Annotated in this window: 23 protein-coding genes; 3 read left to right on the forward strand and 20 right to left on the reverse strand. The window is 31.4% G+C overall.

The features are described from left to right. The first annotated feature begins 62 nt into the window (after positions 1 to 62). The 3 genes from ACODSB_RS14435 to ACODSB_RS14445 all read left to right on the forward strand — a co-directional run bounded on the left by ACODSB_RS14435 (position 63) and on the right by ACODSB_RS14445 (position 4,381). Positions 63 to 848: a glycerophosphodiester phosphodiesterase family protein gene (locus tag ACODSB_RS14435; protein WP_488937567.1), complete on the forward strand. Its 786-nt coding sequence runs from the start codon at positions 63 to 65 to the stop codon at positions 846 to 848. A 58-nt stretch (positions 849 to 906) separates the two neighbouring features. Continuing rightward, positions 907 to 2,817: a discoidin domain-containing protein gene (locus ACODSB_RS14440; RefSeq protein ID WP_488937568.1), complete on the forward strand. Its 1,911-nt coding sequence runs from the start codon at positions 907 to 909 to the stop codon at positions 2,815 to 2,817. A 169-nt stretch (positions 2,818 to 2,986) separates the two neighbouring features. Then, the gene (locus tag ACODSB_RS14445; RefSeq protein WP_488937569.1) at positions 2,987 to 4,381 is read left to right on the forward strand and encodes a M20/M25/M40 family metallo-hydrolase; all 1,395 of its coding nucleotides are present in this window, start codon (positions 2,987 to 2,989) and stop codon (positions 4,379 to 4,381) included. Between the two features lie 74 nt (positions 4,382 to 4,455). Here the strand turns inward: ACODSB_RS14445 and ACODSB_RS14450 are convergent, their stop codons facing one another. From ACODSB_RS14450 to ACODSB_RS14545, 20 genes are all read right to left on the reverse strand, one after another. Then, positions 4,456 to 4,761, reverse strand: coding sequence for a hypothetical protein (locus ACODSB_RS14450; protein ID WP_488937570.1), 306 nt, complete (start codon positions 4,759 to 4,761; stop codon positions 4,456 to 4,458). 5 nt (positions 4,762 to 4,766) lie between these two features. After that, on the reverse strand, positions 4,767 to 5,219 hold the full coding sequence (locus tag ACODSB_RS14455) for a hypothetical protein (protein WP_488937571.1): 453 nt from the start codon (positions 5,217 to 5,219) through the stop codon (positions 4,767 to 4,769). 89 nt (positions 5,220 to 5,308) lie between these two features. Continuing rightward, on the reverse strand, positions 5,309 to 6,001 hold the full coding sequence (locus ACODSB_RS14460; protein ID WP_488937572.1) for a YiiX family permuted papain-like enzyme: 693 nt from the start codon (positions 5,999 to 6,001) through the stop codon (positions 5,309 to 5,311). Positions 6,002 to 6,109: 108 nt separating this feature from the next. Beyond that, the gene (locus tag ACODSB_RS14465) at positions 6,110 to 7,018 is read right to left on the reverse strand and encodes a hypothetical protein (protein WP_053473757.1); all 909 of its coding nucleotides are present in this window, start codon (positions 7,016 to 7,018) and stop codon (positions 6,110 to 6,112) included. Positions 7,019 to 7,037: 19 nt separating this feature from the next. Then, positions 7,038 to 7,856 (reverse strand): 3-deoxy-8-phosphooctulonate synthase, encoded by an 819-nt coding sequence (gene kdsA, locus ACODSB_RS14470; RefSeq protein ID WP_053473490.1) that lies wholly within the window; start codon positions 7,854 to 7,856, stop codon positions 7,038 to 7,040. A 155-nt stretch (positions 7,857 to 8,011) separates the two neighbouring features. Further along, positions 8,012 to 8,800: an arylamine N-acetyltransferase family protein gene (locus ACODSB_RS14475; protein ID WP_488937573.1), complete on the reverse strand. Its 789-nt coding sequence runs from the start codon at positions 8,798 to 8,800 to the stop codon at positions 8,012 to 8,014. A gap of 175 nt (positions 8,801 to 8,975) precedes the next feature. After that, on the reverse strand, positions 8,976 to 9,608 hold the full coding sequence (locus ACODSB_RS14480; RefSeq protein WP_180857667.1) for a hypothetical protein: 633 nt from the start codon (positions 9,606 to 9,608) through the stop codon (positions 8,976 to 8,978). Positions 9,609 to 10,073: 465 nt separating this feature from the next. Then, a complete protein-coding gene (locus ACODSB_RS14485; RefSeq protein ID WP_488937574.1) occupies positions 10,074 to 10,391 on the reverse strand; it encodes a hypothetical protein in 318 nt (105 codons plus the stop codon). A 25-nt stretch (positions 10,392 to 10,416) separates the two neighbouring features. Continuing rightward, a complete protein-coding gene (locus ACODSB_RS14490) occupies positions 10,417 to 10,869 on the reverse strand; it encodes a 2-dehydro-3-deoxyphosphooctonate aldolase (protein ID WP_488937575.1) in 453 nt (150 codons plus the stop codon). Positions 10,870 to 10,982: 113 nt separating this feature from the next. After that, positions 10,983 to 11,660 (reverse strand): lysoplasmalogenase, encoded by a 678-nt coding sequence (locus tag ACODSB_RS14495; RefSeq protein WP_488937576.1) that lies wholly within the window; start codon positions 11,658 to 11,660, stop codon positions 10,983 to 10,985. Next, complete coding sequence (locus ACODSB_RS14500; protein ID WP_488937577.1) at positions 11,660 to 12,940, reverse strand: sterol desaturase family protein; 1,281 nt, start codon at positions 12,938 to 12,940, stop codon at positions 11,660 to 11,662. The genes ACODSB_RS14495 and ACODSB_RS14500 overlap by 1 nt, the downstream gene beginning before the upstream one ends. A gap of 65 nt (positions 12,941 to 13,005) precedes the next feature. After that, entirely contained in the window at positions 13,006 to 13,281 is a 276-nt protein-coding gene (locus tag ACODSB_RS14505) for an ATP-dependent Clp protease adaptor ClpS (RefSeq protein WP_053473484.1), read from the reverse strand. 38 nt (positions 13,282 to 13,319) lie between these two features. Next, on the reverse strand, positions 13,320 to 14,153 hold the full coding sequence (gene prmA, locus ACODSB_RS14510) for a 50S ribosomal protein L11 methyltransferase (protein ID WP_488937578.1): 834 nt from the start codon (positions 14,151 to 14,153) through the stop codon (positions 13,320 to 13,322). 272 nt (positions 14,154 to 14,425) lie between these two features. Next, the gene (tpiA, locus tag ACODSB_RS14515) at positions 14,426 to 15,178 is read right to left on the reverse strand and encodes a triose-phosphate isomerase (RefSeq protein ID WP_488937579.1); all 753 of its coding nucleotides are present in this window, start codon (positions 15,176 to 15,178) and stop codon (positions 14,426 to 14,428) included. A gap of 57 nt (positions 15,179 to 15,235) precedes the next feature. Continuing rightward, positions 15,236 to 15,736 carry a TlpA family protein disulfide reductase gene (locus ACODSB_RS14520; RefSeq protein WP_488937580.1) on the reverse strand — a complete coding sequence of 167 codons (501 nt, stop codon included), beginning with the start codon at positions 15,734 to 15,736 and terminating at the stop codon, positions 15,236 to 15,238. Between the two features lie 305 nt (positions 15,737 to 16,041). Then, entirely contained in the window at positions 16,042 to 16,695 is a 654-nt protein-coding gene (locus ACODSB_RS14525) for an alpha/beta hydrolase (protein ID WP_488937581.1), read from the reverse strand. Positions 16,696 to 16,698: 3 nt separating this feature from the next. Beyond that, positions 16,699 to 17,160 carry a hypothetical protein gene (locus ACODSB_RS14530; RefSeq protein ID WP_488937582.1) on the reverse strand — a complete coding sequence of 154 codons (462 nt, stop codon included), beginning with the start codon at positions 17,158 to 17,160 and terminating at the stop codon, positions 16,699 to 16,701. A 49-nt stretch (positions 17,161 to 17,209) separates the two neighbouring features. Further along, positions 17,210 to 18,226, reverse strand: coding sequence for a hypothetical protein (locus ACODSB_RS14535; protein WP_488937583.1), 1,017 nt, complete (start codon positions 18,224 to 18,226; stop codon positions 17,210 to 17,212). A gap of 109 nt (positions 18,227 to 18,335) precedes the next feature. Then, the gene (locus tag ACODSB_RS14540; protein ID WP_488937584.1) at positions 18,336 to 19,457 is read right to left on the reverse strand and encodes a BT_3928 family protein; all 1,122 of its coding nucleotides are present in this window, start codon (positions 19,455 to 19,457) and stop codon (positions 18,336 to 18,338) included. Positions 19,458 to 19,551: 94 nt separating this feature from the next. Next, a complete protein-coding gene (locus ACODSB_RS14545) occupies positions 19,552 to 20,094 on the reverse strand; it encodes a DUF1599 domain-containing protein (protein WP_056205972.1) in 543 nt (180 codons plus the stop codon). Positions 20,095 to 20,123 lie beyond the last annotated feature (29 nt).

Below are 20,123 nucleotides of genomic sequence, written 5' to 3' on the forward strand. Positions count from 1 at the left end.
GTTTGGTTGACGGAGGGCTTTTTTTATAAAACAACATTTTTATAAAACATAATTTTAAAATAATGAAGACTATTAAAGCACTCAGAATACTACTTTTTTTAGCAGTAATAATTGTTTTTCAATCATGCTGTGTAAAGGAGAATGCAATAGTGGCACATCGCGGCGCATGGAAAAAAAATAACCTTCCTGAAAATTCGATCGCATCTTTAAGACATGCCATTGATTTAAAATTACCCGGTTCAGAATTTGACGTTTGGAGAACTGCAGATGATTCGCTTGTAATCAATCACGATGCGCATTATAACAAATTGCTTATCGAACAAACCAATTATGCTGACTTAATAAAGTTTAAACTTTCTAATGGAGAAAAACTCCCAACATTACACGAATACATTTCAGAAGGAAAAAAGAATAACAAACAAACTCTTTTAGTCTGCGAAATAAAACCTTCGGAAATTAGTAAAGAAAGAGGACAAAAAACGGCGTTAATGTCTGTTGAAATCATTAAAAAGCTAAAAGCAGATAAAAACACCTGCTATATAAGTTTCGACTATGAAATTCTAAAACAAATTAGACAAGTTGACCAGAAAACCGTTTTACAGTATTTAGAAGGAAATAAATCTCCAAAAGAAGTAAAAGCAGATAATATTTCAGGTGTCGATTATCATTATTCAGTGTTTAAAAAACATCCCGAATGGATTAAGGAAGCAAAAGAAAATAAGATTATTCTAAATGCCTGGACAGTTAACGAAGCCGCTGATATGGATTGGATTATAGCGAATAAATTCAATTACATTACCACAAACGAACCTGAACTTTTAAGCGAAAGATTAAAAGAAAAAAAATAGATTTTCATCATCATTTTACTAAGAGATTGAATTCTATATAAACTTAAAAAGAATACAAATGAAAAAGATATTCCTATTGCTTTTAGCTGCCTGTACAACAAGTATTTGGTCGCAAAAAGCTAATATTCCCGGAAAAACAGATTGGTTTGACCCAAATAAACCCGCAACGACATATTGTAACCCAATTAATATTGGCTATAATTTTACGACTCACAATCATAACGGAATTCCTGAATCGCGCCGTTCAAGTGCTGATCCTGTAATTATCACTTATAAAGGCGAATACTATTTATTTGCTACCAATCAGGCAGGTTTCTTTTGGAGTAAAGACATGTCAGATTGGAATTTCGTTTACGGAAGTTTTCAAAGAAAACCCGGCGACGATGATCAATGTGCACCTGCGGCGTGGGTTGTAAACGATACCTTATTTTATGTGGGTTCAACATGGAATAGAGATCATCCAATTTGGAAAACTGCCGACCCAAAATCGGGAAGATGGACACGTCACGTAGACAAAGCTATGCTGCCAACTTGGGATCCTACCATTTTTCAGGATGATGATAAGAAAGTATATATGTATTATGGTTCAAGCGGAAAACTGCCGCTTGTAGGTACTGAAGTTGATTACAATACATGGCTTCCAAAAGGAAATCAGGCAGATTATGCACAATTATACAAAGCAACAGAAGTAGAAGATATTCAGCGCCCGTATGGACAGATCAAAGAAGTTGCTATTTTAGATCCTGCAGCTCACGGCTGGGAACGTTTTGGCCCAAATAATGACATGGAACCGGCACCTTGGGGAAATTTTATTGAAGGAGCATGGATGACAAAACACAATGGAAAATATTATATGCAATATGGCGCTCCGGCAACCGAATTTAAAGGTTATGCAAACGGAGTTCATGTTGGAGATAATCCGTTAGGACCATTTACGTATCAAAAACACAATCCAATGTCGTATAAACCGGGCGGATTTGTAATTGGTGCGGGACACGGAAATACTTTTGCAGATAATTACGGAAATTATTGGAACACAGGAACATGTAAAATATCTATAAAAGATCGTTTTGAGCGTCGTATCGATATGTTTCCGGCTGGTTTTGATAAAGATGATGTCATGTATTCGATAACGTCTTATGGAGATTTTCCAATCGTTCTTCCAACTGGTAATCGTGACCAGACAAAAGGAGCTTCATCTGGATGGATGCTGCTTTCTTATAAAAAGCCTGTAACGGTTTCTTCTTCTGAGGAATGTTTAGAAGTTGAAACACACAGAATGGATAATGGCGGAAAAAAAGTCTACGAGAAATTTTGTTATGGTCCTGAAAATTTAACCGATGAAAATATCCAAACCTATTGGTCTGCTAAAACAGGCAATCCGGACGAATGGCTTCAAATGGATTTAGGCCGTCAAATGGAAATTAAGGCGCTGCAGATCAATTATGCAGATCATAAAGCAACTCAGTATAATAAGGCAATGGATATTTATTATCAGTATAAAATATTCATGTCTGATGATGCACAAAACTGGACTTTGGTTGTAGATAAATCTAAAAATGATAAAGATGCTCCACATGATTATGTTGAATTAACAAAATCGTTTAAAGCGCGTTACATCAAAATGGTTAACATTCACAATGCATCTGGCTTGTTTGCCATTTCTGATTTCAGGGTTTTTGGAAATGGATTATCAGAAAAACCAAAAGCAATTTCATCTTTTAAAGTAGACAGAAATAAAGCAGATTCAAGAAACGCTATGATTTCGTGGAAAAAACAAAATGATGCTGTAGGATATAATATTTATTACGGAATTACTCCGGATAAATTATACAACAGTATTATGGTTTATGGAGATAACACGTACGATTTTAGAGGTTTAGACAAAGGAACAAAGTATTATTTTACAATTGAGCCTTTTAATGAAAACGGAATCGGTACAAAAAATAAGATTATCGAAGTAAAGTAACATTATTTTAAAGAAAATAAGAAAAACTCTAATTATGAACAAAAAAGGTTTATAATTAGAGTTTTTTTTTGAGAAAAGGCTGCGAAAAAACTCTGACAGTTCTACAGAATTTTGTTTCTTTGTAAGAGAAGCCAAAAAAGCAACATAACCCCAAAATGTTATTAAAATTATGAAAAAAACGATTCTTTTAACTGCATTAGTTTTAAATGGATTGACCGCATCTTTTGCTCAGTCAAATGATGAAAAAAACATTAAATTATTTTATAAAAAAGCTTTAACCGAAGCTAAATGTTATTCTTGGTTAGAATATCTTTCAAATGATATCGGAAGCCGTTTATCTGGATCAAAAGGTGCTGCAGAAGCTGTTGAGTATACAAAAAGACAATTAGAAACTCTTGGACTTGATAAAGTTTATCTGCAGGAAGTTATGGTTCCTCACTGGGTTCGCGGTGAAAAAGAAACTGCTTTTATCGTAGATGGAAAAGTAAAAACTGCTGTGCCAATTTGTGCATTAGGCGGATCTGTTGCTACTCCAAAAACTGGACTTACAGCAGAAATAATTGAAGTGCAGGGAATTAAAGAATTGAACGAATTAGGTGCTGATAAAGTAAAAGGAAAAATTGTTTTTTATAACAGACCAATGAATCCTGAAAATATCGAAACTTTTACTTCATATGGTGCGTGTGTAGACCAAAGATATGCCGGTGCAAAAGAAGCTGCTAAACTAGGAGCTGTGGGAACAATTGTTCGTTCAATGAATTTACGTTTAGACGATTTCCCTCATACAGGAGCGCAGAGTTATGGTGATTTGCCAAAAGAGCAATATATTCCAACCGCAGCAATTAGTACAAATGGAGCTGAATTATTAAGTAAAACTTTAAAAGTAAATCCAGCTGTAAAATTTTATTTCAAACAATCTTGCGAAACATTGACAGATGTATTATCTCATAACGTAGTTGGAGAATTAACAGGATCTGTAAACCCATCAAACATTATGGTTGTGGGCGGACACTTAGATTCTTGGGATTTAGCCGATGGTTCTCATGATGATGGAGCAGGAGTAGTACAAAGTATGGAAGCTATCCGTATTCTTAAAAACTTAAATTACAAACCAAAAAATACAATTCGTGTAGTATTATTTATGAACGAAGAAAATGGTGGAAAAGGTGGTGCTAAGTACGAAGAGCTTTCAAAACAAAACAATGAAAACCATATTTTTGCATTAGAAAGTGATTCAGGCGGATTTTCTCCAAGAGGATTTTCTATTGAAGCTGATGATGCAAATTTGAAAAAAATACAAGGGTTTAAAGACTTTTTTGAGCCTTATTTAGTACATAGTTTTACAATTGGACATGCAGGTTCTGATATTAATCATTTGACGTCTAAAGCAATTGTTAAAGCAGGATTAAAACCAGATTCTCAGCGTTATTTTGATTATCACCATGCAGCAAACGATAAATTTGATGCCATCAATAAAAGAGAATTAGAACTTGGAGCAGCAACAATGACTTCGTTACTTTATTTAATTGACCAAACAGGAATTATTCTTCCTTCTGCAAACTAAGATTTTTAAAATCGATATATCTAAAAGCTGCGAGTTTATACTCGCAGCTTTTTTATTAGATGAAATTCTAAATTTTAATTTTTCATTACTAGTAAGTAGTAAAAAAACGTAATTGGAATATTAGAAAGCAGAATTAAAATTTTAACCGCAATATCTCTTCTTTGTTCAGGAAGATGAATAAACCGGTCTGTTAAGTGAATGAACATTATAGCATTTACAATTATGGCTGAAAATGCAAATGGCCAGGCAATTACAAGAATGTTCGGGCTTTGGTTTGTAACAATATAAAGTATGAATAGTATTGTAATGATGATGAAAGACCCAATTGCTAATTCAGTAGATTGTTTTTCTTCAAATGTTTTATGGTTGATTGTTTTCATAAGTTTTAAATTTTAAATGTTTGTTGAATAGGTTCGATAGGTATCAAAAGCATTTTTGAAAAATCCAAATAATAGAACGAATGTGCTTGTTTTCCTCTTTTAAATTGCTCCATGAAATATTTTATTTTCTTAGGATAAAATATTGTCCCAGTTAAAATAACCATAAACAAATACAAGCTTCTTTTTCCATTTCCAAGAAGGTAATACTGCATCCCGATTTCTTCATAAACAGAAATTCCAGTATTGGTTAAAACATGAATAATATCATGATCCTCCAGTTTTTCCTGAATATCAAAATGATGTTTGTAGAGAAAATTTCCTAAACCATACCCCAAACTATCTTTTGGGAAATTCATTAATTCGGTTTTATTGATTTCCCACGGATCATTTTTCTTAAAATACTTCTGATAAGGCTTTTTAGTGGTTTCGTATAATTTTTCAATTAAATAATCTCTCATACTTGGTTAGTTAAAAGTTCTTTGAGTTTCAAAGTGAATAATCAAATAAAAAAGCTAATTGGTTTTAAAATTAGCTTTTTTGTCGAATTTTAATAATTATCAATTATAGTTTTAAGCAAATTTGAATCGTCCAGGTCAGAAGGGGCAACCACTTTTTCCTCTAACGGAATTTCATTGCCATATCTTTCTTTTAATATTTTTTGAACTCTTGGGTCTTCTAAATTAAAACTCTTCAATTCTCTTAGTTTTGAAAGCTCGATTCCAGCGGCGTTTTTATATATCTTCCAAACCAATTCAGAACAATAAATTCTAGTATCTGTCCATTCAAAATAAGCGTCATATTCTTTTCCATCAAACTGCTGGCTGTACTCTTTCATTTTTTCAAGAACAGTCGGAGTCAAAACTTTATCAGCATTTTTTAATCGCTTTACCACATATTTATTGTCTTTTCCGTGCTGAATCCATTCATCAAACGGCGTAAGTTTTACAGGCTGAACAGCTTCAAAAACAAACCAATTTCCGTTTACATTGTAAATAATTCCACAATGAGAAAATTTAGAATTAGTTGCAATTCGTACCGCTTCGCATTGAGGAGATTGTGAAGTTTGAAATATAATATCTCCTTCCTGAATTTTACTCGATTCAATTTTCCTTTCCGTCTTTGTTTCAGATTTTGTTTTTGAAAACGGATTATTGGGGAAAACTTTCATAGCCACAAATAACGCCAAGCCAAAACTTAGTGCGAATGTGATGATAAGGAAAATATATTTTTGTTTTTTCATGATGTTTTCAAATAGTAAATAAAGTACTTTGAGTTGCAAAGTAAACAATAAAAAAAATAGTTACCAAATAAATGATAACTATTTTTAAAATATATTTTTGAAGAAATATTAGATTCTAAAGATTCCTCCAACAGCAATAATTCTTTGAAAGTAATAAAAGTGCTGTGAAGCCTTATCATCGTTACTTACAGTAGTTTTAATATCGTGCATATCGATATAACCGCCTTTTAGTTCTCCCTGAAGGTAGAAATGTTTGAAGAAAGTAATATTTAGACCCGCTTTTGCAGAAATACCGTAACCAGAAACATGAAAATCATCATGTCGTTCTTTTCCTAAAAGAGTAGTATTGGTTTTAGGATATAAAATACCGGCTCCTAATCCTTCAGTCAAGTTAATCTGTACTTTGTCAATATTTGGAAGACTGAACAATTTCGAAATATCATCAAATCTTGAAACCTCTGTATTAATGTAATTCAAACCATCTGTATGCTCGTACATTAAAAAAGCAGGTCCATTTGGATTAGTAACCCCCATGTCATAACCACCTTCAATAGCACCATTTAAAGACATATCTACAGGTCTATTAACGTAATCTCCATTGTAAAGAGCAGCAGCAGGATCATTCGCAGGTAAATTAATATAACCATTAACTTTTGCTGTTTGATTCTGAGCCATTACATATTTCATATGATCTACACCAATTGTAACACTATAGTGATCACTAAAGAAATAACCCAATCTCAAATTCGTTTGAGGAATTGTCATATTAGCAGGGTTGATATAATCAACATGCCATCCTTTTGGTTTATCATGAGCAGACATATCTTCTACTCTAAACTTATAATCTTTTCCAGTAAAAGTTACATCAGATTTTGAGTAACTTTCTCTGTTACCACCCCACATTACAAAGAATTTACCTTTGTTGTGAGCAGTATATTTTTGTACAGGTATTTCTTCCTGAGCAAAAGTGTTTAATGAAAAACACAATAAGAAGAAAACTAAAATATTTGTTTTCAATGAACGTAATGTATTAAATTTAAAATGAGTTAACTGTTTTTCTGATAGCAACAAGCTTATTCATTAAACCTTCAAAATAGTCTAAATGAAGCATGTTAGCGCCATCACTTTTTGCGTTTGCAGGGTCAAAATGTGTTTCGATAAAAATTCCGTCAACACCAACTGCAATACCAGCTTTAGCAACAGTTTCGATCATATCAGGTCTTCCGCCCGTAACTCCGGCAGTTTGGTTTGGCTGTTGTAAAGAATGCGTAACATCTAATACCGTTGTTGCATATTGCTGCATAGTAGGAATTCCTCTAAAATCAACAATCATGTCTTGGTAACCAAACATAGTACCGCGATCTGTAACGACAACATTTTCGTTATTACAGTCTAATACTTTTTGTACAGCATGTTTCATACTTTCAGGACTCATAAATTGCCCTTTTTTCAAGTTTACCACTTTTCCCGTATTTGCAGCTGCCACAACTAAATCAGTCTGACGCACTAAAAATGCCGGAATTTGTAAAACATCAACGTATTGTGCTGCCATGTCAGCATCTTCGTTAGTATGAATATCTGTAACTGTTGGAATGTGAAAAGTTTCAGAAACTTTTCTTAAAATTTTTAAAGCTTTTTCGTCCCCAATTCCAGAAAAACTGTCAATTCTGGAACGGTTTGCTTTTTTAAATGATCCTTTAAAAACATAAGGAATCTTAAGATTGTCGGTAATACCAACTAATTTCTCAGCAATTCTAAGAGCCATTTCCTCTCCTTCAATAGCGCAAGGTCCCGCCAATAAAAAGAAATTCCCGCTGTCAGTATGCTTAATTTGTGGAATATGTTGTAAGTTCATAAAATTATTTTTTTGCCCTGCAAAGGTAGTTATGATTTATGAATAGCAGATGAAGATTTAAGATTATTTTAAGAGCAATAATTGTTAAATATGTAATACTTTTCTGTACGCAATCGGTTTCTTTATTTTTAGTAAGAGTTTCTACACAAGAGTTATTATACCGTCAAATTAAATTCGGTTTTTAAAATATTATCCAATTGATCATCTTCAAAAGGAATAAGCTCAGTAACTCCGTTTGTTACTGATTTTATCGAATTTTTAAATAGTATTTTTTTGCCTAACGGGTTCTGTAAAACCACAATTAAGTTTTGTGTGAAAAATGAATCAGGATGCGAGTAATTGTAATGATTGGCAGGTTTAAAATCGATCCATCGTTGAGGAGTTAAATCAAACGAATATAAATCAGACCATTCTTTTCCAATTTTTATTTGCAGTAAATAGTCATCATCTTCTGTTTTTACCAAAGTAAAAGTGTCAAAATCCTGCTGAATTTCAGTTCCAATTTGACTCAGTTTTAAAGGTTCTCTAATACTATTACCTCCAAATCCTAAATCAATCAAATAATCTTCATTTTCAATTTCAGCAATAATTGCTAAATGCGTTTTAGCATTTGGAATAGGATTAACCAATGGACGTACCGCAATATAATAATGTGGAAGACCAATTTCCTGAAGTAATAAAGAAAAGATTCCGTTAACCTGATAGCAATAGCCGCCACGATTTTTAGTTACGATGTGGCTTACAATATCATCACCAAGAAGAGAAATTGTTTTACCTGCCTGTACATCAAGATTTTCAAAAGGCACACTAAATATCTGACTTTGCATCAGTTTTTTTATTCCAGATAAGTCTAATTTAATTTCTTCTGAAAAATTGATTCTGTTTAAATATTGCTGTAAATCGAAACTTGGAGCTTCAATTTTATATTTTTTTGATTGTTCCATTTGATTAAATTTTATTTGTTTCGATAAGAAACAAGAGTGTTAGAAGCATATAGAAATGCTTATTTGTAAAGTTACAAATTCAGTAAGTTTTGAATTCGATTTTTTTGATTTTTTCTTTTGCCAGCTTGTTACCAATGCGCTGTTAACGCGAGCGTCCCGCTCATGCTAACGAGGATTAATCATTAACAATATTCTTTTTTGCTAATACAGCATTTAATACATTTAACAAAACTGTAGTATTCCAGTCATTTAAATAGCTGTAACCACGATTAACATTAACTGCATCATCTTTAGAATAAATAGCGAAATAGGTTGAATATCTTTTAGTTCGAACTTTTTCCCACGGAATTAGTACGTTTTTTTGTTTTAAAGATGAATTGCTAATTATGCTTAAACCATCTTTATTAAAAATAACTTCACCAATTTTGAATTCTTCGCCTTGTTCAGATTTCTGGATATAATTTGAAGTTAAATCTCCAAAATAAAAATCCCAAAGTGATAATAATATGTCATTACAAAGTTTATGATATTCGTCTTTCTTTCTGCCAAAGTAAGTTTTGAAATTAATCTTGATAACTTGATTATCATTACTTCGAATTGAAATTATATACTCACGTCCAAAAGTAAATTTATATTGCATCCACTTTACTCCGTAACTATATTCTAAAATTTGATCTTTTTTGAAGGTAACAAATGAATCATTTCTTAGATCTTTACTCTCGAATTTTAACTCGTTTTCATTAATGAATAATTTTCGAGGATAGTTATCTGTAATTCCTCTTCGTATAATAAACTCTTTTTGAACCATTTTATTTATCGCAATTGTTTTTTTAGTTTTTGGTAATGTAATCCAAACAAAATTTGTCCAGTAAAAAATAGAATGTTAATGCAAATATTTATAAAGACAATTATTTGTATAAGATTTACAAAACTATCAGCATCTAAAGAATGAAGATCAAATAGTTCAAAAACGCTTAGCAGTCCAATAAAAACTGCAGGAAATGTCATTAAAAAATGAATAAGGAATTTTTTTAAATTTAATTTGTCTGTAATTTTAGAAAGTTTCCAATAATAAACTGTGGTTATAAAAAGAATAATGAACTTAATTAAATTTGAAATTGTTCTTCCTGCAATAACATTGGTATGCCAGCCTGGAATCATTGATGATAAAAAATCTGATTGCAAATAGATGATATGATAAGGAAATAATAGAAGTAATAGAATTAAAAAAATAATAAAGGCAGATTTCGATTTGATCATTTTAGTAATCTAACTATTTGTAATTTTTTTTAATAAAATATTGCACAACAATAACAACAAGAAGAATTAAAGCAGAAATAAAAGTAAGTCCAATTAAACCAACAAATGGCATTCCGCATCTTGGTGAATTTGGATATTGTTCAAAGTATTTTGAAAAATTATAAGAAGCAATACAATAAGAAGTAATTGCGAAAACAAATTGAAGAACTATATTAGTTATACATACGGTTTTAAACTTAAAAGAATAATTTCTGAAAACAGAGATTGTTCCAAATATTATTTGAAATAATAAAGGAAGAACGATTAAAACGAGAGGAGTTATTCCTAACATATAGGGTTTAATATATAATTATTATTTACTCCTTCTTCAAACTCAATCCCATCGGAACCATTAAAATTCCCTTTTCATAAATATTTAAATAAAGCATTATAGGCTTTTTTTGCCCTTCCCAAGTTAATTCGTATACATTTAAAAATCCCGCGCCCATACTGCTTCTTTTAGTTGGAAAAGGACAACAGGTTTCTAATCTTTTATAAGTAATTTTTTCACCGTTTGGTCCGGCTAAAGCATTCAAAAAACGAACCTCATTTGTCGCTTCATCCTGCGTATTTCTAAAAAATATATTTACAGGATAATCAGGATCATAGCCATATTTTTTGTCTTTACTATACTGTGTAATAACAAACGTATTATTCTTATTTAAAATTAAATCAGGTGCATTGTCATCTACATTTTTCAAAGTAGATTTTGTACTGATACAAGAAGTTACTGAAATTAATAGAACAATAAAAAGACTAATTTTTTTCATGGTTGAGGTTTATTTTGGTCACACAAATGTAAAAGGTTTTTTGTCACAGATTATAAATTCAAAAAGAAATAGAATAAAAAAACTCAGTGATAATTTGTATTATCTGCGTGCTATTAAGCTTCCTTTTTTGAATTCAGTTTTAATATACCTTTTACAATCAGATATTGTGCCACAAGATAAGTAAGCATAATAATAAACGAACTTTTCTGAATTGGCATATGAAACTTGTTGATTGCCAAAATACTATCTGAAACAACAAAAAATAATGCACCAAAAAAGACATATTGATTTGCAGGTTTTTTCCAGATTAAAAGTCCGTTATAAGCAAACAAAAGCATAACAGAAATTACGCTGGCATAAACGATAACCGGGATTTTTAAATCGCCTAAAGCAGGTAGTAAAACTGATAACATTCCGATTAAATAACAGGCAATAACAAGGCTTCCGAAAATAAAAATTATAGTGTCCCTTTTCATTTTCTCTTTAATCTGTCTATTAAAAAGTACGCAATAAATGATGTGAGAGATTAGAAAAGAAACTAATCCCAAGATAAAATAGATTTCGGCAATATCTGCAAAAAGCAAAATTACATCGCCAATCCATGAAAATACCAATGCCGTTAAAAGAATATTTTGCGTTGGAAATTTTTTAGAAAAATACACTCCAAGAATTAATAACGGAATTAAAGCCGGTTTTAAATAACAGTCTAAACTTTCATATTCCAAGTATAAAAGCAGTAAATATATAAAGCTGAAAGCAATATAAATTTTAAAGAATACAGCGTTTTTCATTATGTGGTTTGTGGGTTTATGGTTTGGTTTTGGTTAGTTTTAAAATCGATGGTTACAAAGTAAATCGTGGTTAAAAATGATACACTTAAATAGCCCAGAATTATATAATTACTAAAGGAGAAAACTGAATTTAAACCAAACCAATCGCCGTAAAATGCTATAATTATAATGGCGATCGACAACCTGAAACCTTCCCAAAAAATGGCAAACCTGCTTTTGTCCATTAATTCAGAATTGCTGTAAATGGTAACGAGGATAAAAAATCCGTAAACAAAGATATTGGGCAGGCCAATTTTGGCAATATTATCAAAAAGAAAACTCACAAACAAAAGCGTAATTAGAATTTGAGTAACCGACCAATAAATTAGTTTTTGCGAATTCTGCGTTCCGTATTTATCAAAATTAAAAACATCTTCAATTTTATTTACAGGATATTTTTGTTCGAAATTTTCAGGCCGCCACCCAGTTGGTTTAAACCAGATTGTAAGTTTGTCTTTCCAGCTTTCGGCACGCCAGGCATCTTTTATTAATAACGTCAAATGCTGAAAATTTATTTTTATGGGATTCCAGGTATTGGCTGGCCTTGTGATTCCGTAAACGGGTGGAACATCATCTAATTCTTCCTGAAAAGTGCCAAAGAGTTTGTCCCAGAAAATAAAGATCTGTGAATGGTTTTTATCTAAATATTCAGGGTTTATAGCGTGATGAACACGATGATGTGAAGGCGTTACTAAAATGTGCTCTACAAATCCCATTTTTTTAATGTGTTTGGTATGATACCAAAATTGTAAAAACAAATGGAGCGGAAGCGTAATAGCAATTACAGAAGCCGGAACGCCTAATAACGCAGCAGGAATCAACAAGAAAGTAAACAAATTAACTAAACTCGCAATGGGCTGACGAAGTGCACAGGCGAGATTAAACTCTTCACTGCTGTGATGAATAGCATGTTTGTTCCAAAGAAAATTAATTTGATGTGCCAGTCGATGGCTCCAATAGCCATAAAAATCGATAACAAAAAAGGCAATAAAATAGGAGAGAATATTGGCTTCCTGATGAAAAAGGGCAATTTTAGAAACCATCCATTCATAGGAAAGAAAAGTGACGCTGAGCCCTAAAACATCTTTTACAGAATTAGTAATTCCGGAGCTGATACTGGAAACGCTGTCGATTAATGGAGCAGTATCGTTCTTTTTGTAAATGCCGTATAGTTTTTCAATTACAATTAAAACCAGAAAAATCGGCATTGCGATAATTAATATTTTTCCATATTCTTCCATAAAAAAACATTCTATTTTATTTCAAATATAAAATAAAATAGAATGTTTTTTAAATTATTGGTAAATTAAACAATTTCGGCGCTCAGTCCGGCTTCCAAAAGTTGTGTACATTGAGGTTTTAATTTATCCATTGGCCCTGTTTTTACAGTGCATTTTCCGTTGTAATGTACAATTAAGGAACATTGTTCTGCTTGTTCTGGTGTGTGGTCACACACGCGCATTAAGGTATCAATTACGTGGTCAAAAGTGTTTACATCGTCATTATACACAATGATTTCGTTATTGAATCCGGTCGCTTCTTTTTCGCGAACTCTTTCTCTTACTTTTTCTTTAGTACTCATTTCTTTTTAGTTTTTTGTACTGCTGTAATTACTACTAACTAATTTACGTATTTTAATGAAACCCAGTTGTTTCTTTGAAGTTTTTTAACATAAGTCAATCCTTTTTCAGTGCTTGATGCATCGATAAACGGAATGTCTTCTTCATAAAAACCGCTAAATAATATAATTCCGTTTTTGTTTAGGCAATCTACGTAACTCTGCATATCGTTCAACAAAATATTTCTGTTGATATTAGCAATAATTAAATCGTATTTTTTTCCGGCTAATAAAGCAGCATCGCCTTCGTAAACGCTAATATGTTTGCAATTATTGCGTTCGGCATTTTCAATAGAATTTAAATAACACCAATTGTCAATATCAATAGCGTCGATTGGTTCAGCGCCTTTCATTTCTGCCAAAATAGCCAAAATAGCAGTTCCGCATCCCATGTCTAAAGTTTTAAGACCTTTTACATCCATTTCTAATAAATGCTGAATCATCATATGTGTAGTTTCATGATGTCCGGTTCCAAAACTCATTTTAGGTTCGATTACGATATCAAATTCAGCATCGGTTTTTGGGTGAAAAGGAGCGCGAACATGGCATTTTCCGTCAACATCAATAGGTTCGAAATTTTTTTCCCATTCTTCGTTCCAGTTTACCTGATCGATTTCTTCAATTGTATATTCAATTTTAAATTCTTCTGATTGTAAAATATAAATATCATCCAGAATATTCTCATCCCATAAATCTTTCTTCACAAAAGCCGAAATTCCGTTTTCTGTTTCTGTAAAACTTTCAAAAGCTTTTTCGCCTAATTCAGCCACTAAAATTTCTGATCCAAGTTCTTTTGGCTCAATTGTAAAATGATATCCTAAATAAATATTCGACATAAATAATTTTTTTGCAAAGGTAAGAATCCAAAGCAGAAGTTGTTTAAAAATCTAAACGAACATTATTAATTTAAGAATTATTTAAAACATAAAAAAAGCGATACTATTTAAGTATCGCTTATGTTTTTTTTCTGCCACAGATTAAAAGGATTAAATGGATTTTTTTTCTGCCGCGAATTCACTAATTTTTTTAATTTGAATTCGTGAATTCGTGGCGAAAAGTCACAGAAAATAAAATCTGTGTAAATCTTTTTAATCTGTGGCTAATAAATTTAGATAGCCGTTACAATTGCTAAGAAATCATCTGCTTTTAAAGCAGCACCTCCAATTAAACCACCATCAACGTCTGGTTTAGAGAAAATTTCTTTAGCATTGTCTGGTTTTACAGAACCACCGTATAAAATAGAAACTTCATCAGCGATTTCAGCTCCAAAAGCTTTACGGATCGTTTCTCTGATAAATTCGTGCATTTCCTGTGCTTGTTCTGGCGAAGCAGTTTCTCCAGTTCCAATTGCCCAAACTGGCTCATAAGCTAAAACAACTTTTGTCCAAGATTCTTTTGCAATGTGGAAAATTCCGTCACGTAATTGGTTTTCAACAATATTGAAATGATTTCCTGATTGACGATCTTTTAATTCTTCTCCAAAACAGAAAATTACAGTTAAATCATGCTTTAAAGCTGTATCTACTTTATTTGCGATTAATGCATCAGTTTCGTGGAAAATAGCTCTACGCTCAGAGTGACCTAAAATTACTGTATTAACACCAATACTTGTTAACATATCTGCAGAAATTTCTCCTGTAAAAGCACCGCCTTCAGCCTGGTGAACGTTTTGAGCAGCAACACCAATAGTTGTGTTTTTTACTTTTGCTACAGCAGCTTGTAAGTTTACAAATGTTGGAGCAACGATTACTTGTGCAGTAGTTTGTGCTGGTATTTTAGTGATTAATTCGCTTAACAATTCTTCAGTTTGTGCTGCGTTTTTATGCATTTTCCAGTTTCCTGCAACAATCTTTTTTCTCATTTTGGTAGTTTTTGTTATTTTTTAATTTTTTGTTTTTTGTTGTGATTTGTGTGCTGTTTAAGCTTGTTTTAAACTTTTTAAAGTTTCATTGATTTTATCAAAATCAGTTTCGATAGCACGGTAAAGAACAATTTTCCCTGTTTTGTCAATGATAATGTATCTTGGAATCCAGTCTAAATCGATCGCTTTTCCAAAAACACCTTTCATACCGTCGTTCATCATAAAATGATCGCCTTTTAATTCGTGTTTTTCAATTCCGATTTTCCATTTTTCAGCTGTTTTATCAGCAGAAAGAAATAAATACGAAACATCAGGATTATTAGCTTGCAGCTCCTTAACTTTTGGCATTGCTTTTACGCAGTCGCCACACCATGAAGCCCAAACTTCAATCACTAAAGTTTTTCCTTTATATTTTTTTAAAATGCTTTTGAAGGAAGTCTGATCTCCTTCAAGAGTTAATAATTTTTCAGACAAAGCTTCTTTAGAAAAACTTGTTTTCTGAGCTTGTGAGCATGAGAAAGTTATAAATGCGATAATAAGTAGTGCCGTTTGTTTCATGTGATAAATGATTTTTAACAAAGTTAAACAAACAATTGGAAAGCCAAATACAGATTAACAAAATTTGAAGAGTCGTTTATTTTGTAACAAAAAGTTAATTTTCGGTTAGAAAAACAGGAATGAAATCGTAATAGTTGAAGAGGAAATTCAGGATTTTTTAAACATTATTTTTTTGAAGACAAAAAAATGATAGAATTTTTAGTTTACAGAATGATTTTGGAAGCAAAAAAACGTCAGGTTTGAAGCAAAAAAGCCTTTAATAAATTTAAATTATTAAAGGCTTTGCTATGTTTTCTTTTGAGATTTTAATTCAAATCATAATTTCCATTTGCCCATTTTTTAGATGGAACAATCCATTCATCTAAAGCTTTGTATAAAAAGCCATGTTTTAAATTAGTATTCAATTCAATTTGCTTGAAATGATTTATTTTGAGTTTGGAAGTTTCTTTTCTTTTAATTGCCGAAACGCCGTAAATATCTGATTTTTCATAAATGGTTAAAATGTTTCCACAGAAATTAATATCCGGAATTTCTTCAATATCTACATCTCTAAAACATCCAATAAAAACAAAATTCACATCAGGATTTGCTAAATAGGTTGAAACATATTGTGCAATATAACCACCTTTTGAAGTTCCAATTACGGTTATTTTGTTTGGCGCAACTCCTTTTTTCAAAAGCGTTTTGATTTGTTTCACGACTTTTTCTGCATAATCTGCTGCATTTGTGTTTTTCTTTCTTTTTTCGCTAAAAACAATAAAATTATCTTTTCTGAATGATTCTAAAATTTCATTGTATTCGGCTTTGCCATATTCAGGATGCGGAGTATTCAAATCATTTTCTTCAACAAATTTATTATGAAAAAAGAAAATATAACGCTGGTCTGCAGTCTGGCTGAAAACTGTACTATTGCAAAGTATTATAAGTGATAAAATAAAAAACTTAATTGTGTTTAGCATCGATTATTGGTTTTGAGTATCAATTAAGATCTTATAAACTCCAGTTGTTTTATCTTCCTGAAATTCTACATTTTTGATTTCCAGGGATGTTATTACAGTAGAACTACAATGCTCACTTTTTCTTTTTTCAGTAGATACCTGAAACTCAAAAATACTTTTGTCTTCTATCTTTACAGCATATTTAAATGTTCCCGCATCCCATCCCATAGCATTGAAGCCAAGACGATAAAGGTTTTCTTCTTTCAGATAGGCATATTGTATTATTTTGTTTTCTTTTAAATCAGTTATTGTTACCGCCTTTTTTGCATCAAATGTGCCATTTTTAAATAAATTCTCTCCAGAAGTTTTATCTACAAATTCAAAAGTAACAGAAGGTGGGGATGTCGTACAGTTATAAGGTTCGCTTGTGCAGCCAAAACTAGTAATTATTAATAAAATAAGTGATAATTTAATTAATCTCTTCATAGGTTTGATTTTGTTTTTGATTGAGTCAAATATAGGATTATTATTATATTTAAAATCTTTTTCTTACTAAAAGATAATTGTAAATACTAATGATAAAAGGGAAAATTATAAAGGTAATCCAAATTACAAATTGTCTGGAAACAAAGTCATAATAATAGTTCAAAAAGAAAATGGAACCTATAAAAACAGCACAAAATATCGAATCTAAATAACTCACTTGTTCTTCAGAATACCTATCAATATGTTCGTCTTTGAGTTCTCTGAATTCTTCAAAATATCTTGAATTGAAAAATCTTTTCCATCTTGGCAGGAAACCAATAAGCATCATGAAATTCTGAATCATATAAATGCTTGAAACCCCTAAAAGAAAATATTGAATGGCAACGTATATTCCCTGTAGAATATCATCTGAGTTAGCAGTATTGTGATTTTCATAAATTGAATTTAGATTATCTATAGCAAAAAACATCATGATTATTGAGCTCCAAATACTTAAGATAAATTTGTTTCTGTCTGATAAATGAGTTTTTGTAAAAGCATGAAAAAAAGAAAATAACGAAAATGAAATACCAATAACTATTAAGGTTTGGGAAATTATGTTGTCAAAGTTGATCAAACCGTTATCAACTACCCAATATATCATAGCAATCGAGAGAAATAATGTTATGCCTTCTGTTAGTTTTGGAGTAATATTTCGTTCGTTAAATATTCGGGAATAAATAACATAAAAGACAAAGAATATAAAAGGCCAAAATACAAGGCTTCTATTCAAAATGAATTCAAGATTACAATTTGATTCATCAACTATACTGCATAAAAAAGAACCGAGGAGAAATATAAAAATAAAAGAAAGGATTCCTATAAAAACGGATGTTGTCCATTTATTTGAAATTCTTTTGCTTTCAAAAATTACTCCTGCAATTAATGCCAAAATCTGAAGAGAAACTAAATGTGTACCAGAAGATTTGTGAATATAAAAATCATAAGCTGCATAAATAATTAAAAATAATATAAATAAAAACAGGAAAGGATTTGAAAAAAACAGCCTTAGTAATTTTGTCATCATAGTTATAAATTGGTTTTATTTAAGATTTGGTTGTTGGTTTTGTGCTAAAAAAAACGCCAATATATCTAAAAAATAGAATATTGGCGTCTTTAATTGTTGTCAAATATTGTTAAATGCCATAAGCAACATCAGATAATTTTAAATCATCAACATCGTTGTAATGTACTTTTTGAACTACAGTTCCTTTGTGTAAAACCACGATACTTGGATTGGCTCTTTCGACAGTTTTTAAAGCTGTTGCATCGCAGAAATAAAAATCAACATCTAAATTGTATTGTTTTTTTGCTTTTGCAATTTCCTCAGCTCCAGAAGCCGTCATTGCAATTACTTTATAACCTTTTGCTTTTGCATCTGCAGTAACTTTTGCTAGTTTTTTCATTCCGTCTGGATTTGATAAAGCCAGATCATAGGTTACAAAAATCAAGAGTTTAGGTTCTTTTAATAATTCTGCTTTGTAGTCAGAATCATCTTTTGTCATTGTAAAATCGTGAATTGGCGGTACGTAACCTTCTGTAATCACTTTGTCTTTTCTGTCCACAAAAGTGGCGCCTTCCGGAATTTTCATTAAATCTTTCTCTGTAAATTCTTTATCAACTCCGTTTACTTTATAAATAAACACCATTTCAACTACAGATTTTGGTGCGCCTTCCGGAATTTCCATTCCTTTTTCGATGTTTGTTCCAACTTTGTATGGACGGAAATCTTTTATAGGATTATGATTTAAAACCCAATACGCCATAATTGCACTCAAAGTAACGCTTATTATTGTAATCGCATTTGTAACCGTATTTGAAAATAAAGGTTTTACTAATTTTTGATTGATGAATAAAATCAAAATAAAGAATAATAAAACAACATCTTTTGTGAATGACTGCCAAGGTGTTAAATGCAAAGCATCGCCAAAGCATCCGCAATCTTTTACCACATCAAAATAAGCAGAGTAGAAGGTAAGGAACGTAAAGAAAACGATTAAAAGCAATAATGCCCAAATTGTTGTTTTAGCTTTATATCCCACTAGCAACATTACACCCAAAACTACTTCTAAGATTACCAGAAAAATAGCTAAACTTAAAGCTAATGGCTCTAAAAATGGCATATTAAAAACTGGTTCACTAAAATATTCGGCTAATTTATATGAGAACCCAACAGGATCATTTAGTTTTATTAATCCGGAAATGATAAATAATACACCGACAAATAATCGGGAGAATTGAGTAATGATGTTTTTCATAGGGTAAATATTAAATTTGAAATTCCAATATTTGAAAATCCAAATTCCAAAATCTTGTTGAAAAATTGGAATTTGGAATTTATTTTTTGGAATTTTATTTGTTTATTGGGTTTAGAATCAAGGCAAAAACAGAGTAATTAATCATATCCTGGTAATTAGCATCAATTCCTTCAGAAACTAAAGTTAGGCCTTTATTATCCTCAATTTGTTTTACGCGAAGTAACTTCTGCAAAATTAAATCAGTTAAAGAACTCACACGCATATCACGCCACGCTTCACCATAATCGTGATTTTTAGCTTCCATTAATTCTTTGGTTAATTTTACTTTAGCATCATATAATTCGGTTGCTTTTTCAACATCCAAATCCGGCTGATCAACAACGCCCAATTCTAGCTGAATTAAGGCCATGATAGAATAATTGATGATTCCGATAAATTCTCCTTTTTCATCCTCATCAACTTTACGAACATCATTTTCCTGTAAACTTCTGATTCGTTGTGCTTTTATGAAAATTTGATCCGTCAATGATGGAAGCCTTAAAATTCTCCATGCACTGCCGTAATCTTTCATTTTATTGATAAATAAGGTTCGGCAAACCGTAATTACATTATCAAATTCAAGGGAAGTATTCTTCATTTATTGCTGTATATTTGCTAAAATTTCTC

The organism is Flavobacterium sp. FG68, assembly GCF_057808895.1.

Bases quoted from the DNA above. Each gene is read 5' to 3' on its own strand.
- ACODSB_RS14520 (WP_488937580.1), bottom strand. From the start codon at position 15,736: ATGAAACAAACGGCACTACTTATTATCGCATTTATAACTTTCTCATGC.
- ACODSB_RS14505 (WP_053473484.1), bottom strand. From the start codon at position 13,281: ATGAGTACTAAAGAAAAAGTAAGAGAAAGAGTTCGCGAAAAAGAAGCG.
- prmA (WP_488937578.1), bottom strand. From the start codon at position 14,153: ATGTCGAATATTTATTTAGGATATCATTTTACAATTGAGCCAAAAGAA.
- tpiA (WP_488937579.1), bottom strand. From the start codon at position 15,178: ATGAGAAAAAAGATTGTTGCAGGAAACTGGAAAATGCATAAAAACGCA.
- ACODSB_RS14495 (WP_488937576.1), bottom strand. From the start codon at position 11,660: ATGAAAAACGCTGTATTCTTTAAAATTTATATTGCTTTCAGCTTTATA.
- ACODSB_RS14525 (WP_488937581.1), bottom strand. From the start codon at position 16,695: ATGCTAAACACAATTAAGTTTTTTATTTTATCACTTATAATACTTTGC.
- ACODSB_RS14485 (WP_488937574.1), bottom strand. From the start codon at position 10,391: ATGTTAGGAATAACTCCTCTCGTTTTAATCGTTCTTCCTTTATTATTT.
- ACODSB_RS14445 (WP_488937569.1), top strand. From the start codon at position 2,987: ATGAAAAAAACGATTCTTTTAACTGCATTAGTTTTAAATGGATTGACC.
- ACODSB_RS14460 (WP_488937572.1), bottom strand. From the start codon at position 6,001: ATGAAAAAACAAAAATATATTTTCCTTATCATCACATTCGCACTAAGT.
- ACODSB_RS14455 (WP_488937571.1), bottom strand. From the start codon at position 5,219: ATGAGAGATTATTTAATTGAAAAATTATACGAAACCACTAAAAAGCCT.
- ACODSB_RS14540 (WP_488937584.1), bottom strand. From the start codon at position 19,457: ATGAAAAACATCATTACTCAATTCTCCCGATTATTTGTCGGTGTATTA.
- ACODSB_RS14535 (WP_488937583.1), bottom strand. From the start codon at position 18,226: ATGATGACAAAATTACTAAGGCTGTTTTTTTCAAATCCTTTCCTGTTT.
- ACODSB_RS14530 (WP_488937582.1), bottom strand. From the start codon at position 17,160: ATGAAGAGATTAATTAAATTATCACTTATTTTATTAATAATTACTAGT.
- ACODSB_RS14450 (WP_488937570.1), bottom strand. From the start codon at position 4,761: ATGAAAACAATCAACCATAAAACATTTGAAGAAAAACAATCTACTGAA.
- ACODSB_RS14545 (WP_056205972.1), bottom strand. From the start codon at position 20,094: ATGAAGAATACTTCCCTTGAATTTGATAATGTAATTACGGTTTGCCGA.
- ACODSB_RS14475 (WP_488937573.1), bottom strand. From the start codon at position 8,800: ATGGAACAATCAAAAAAATATAAAATTGAAGCTCCAAGTTTCGATTTA.
- ACODSB_RS14435 (WP_488937567.1), top strand. From the start codon at position 63: ATGAAGACTATTAAAGCACTCAGAATACTACTTTTTTTAGCAGTAATA.
- kdsA (WP_053473490.1), bottom strand. From the start codon at position 7,856: ATGAACTTACAACATATTCCACAAATTAAGCATACTGACAGCGGGAAT.
- ACODSB_RS14500 (WP_488937577.1), bottom strand. From the start codon at position 12,940: ATGGAAGAATATGGAAAAATATTAATTATCGCAATGCCGATTTTTCTG.
- ACODSB_RS14490 (WP_488937575.1), bottom strand. From the start codon at position 10,869: ATGAAAAAAATTAGTCTTTTTATTGTTCTATTAATTTCAGTAACTTCT.
- ACODSB_RS14480 (WP_180857667.1), bottom strand. From the start codon at position 9,608: ATGGTTCAAAAAGAGTTTATTATACGAAGAGGAATTACAGATAACTAT.
- ACODSB_RS14440 (WP_488937568.1), top strand. From the start codon at position 907: ATGAAAAAGATATTCCTATTGCTTTTAGCTGCCTGTACAACAAGTATT.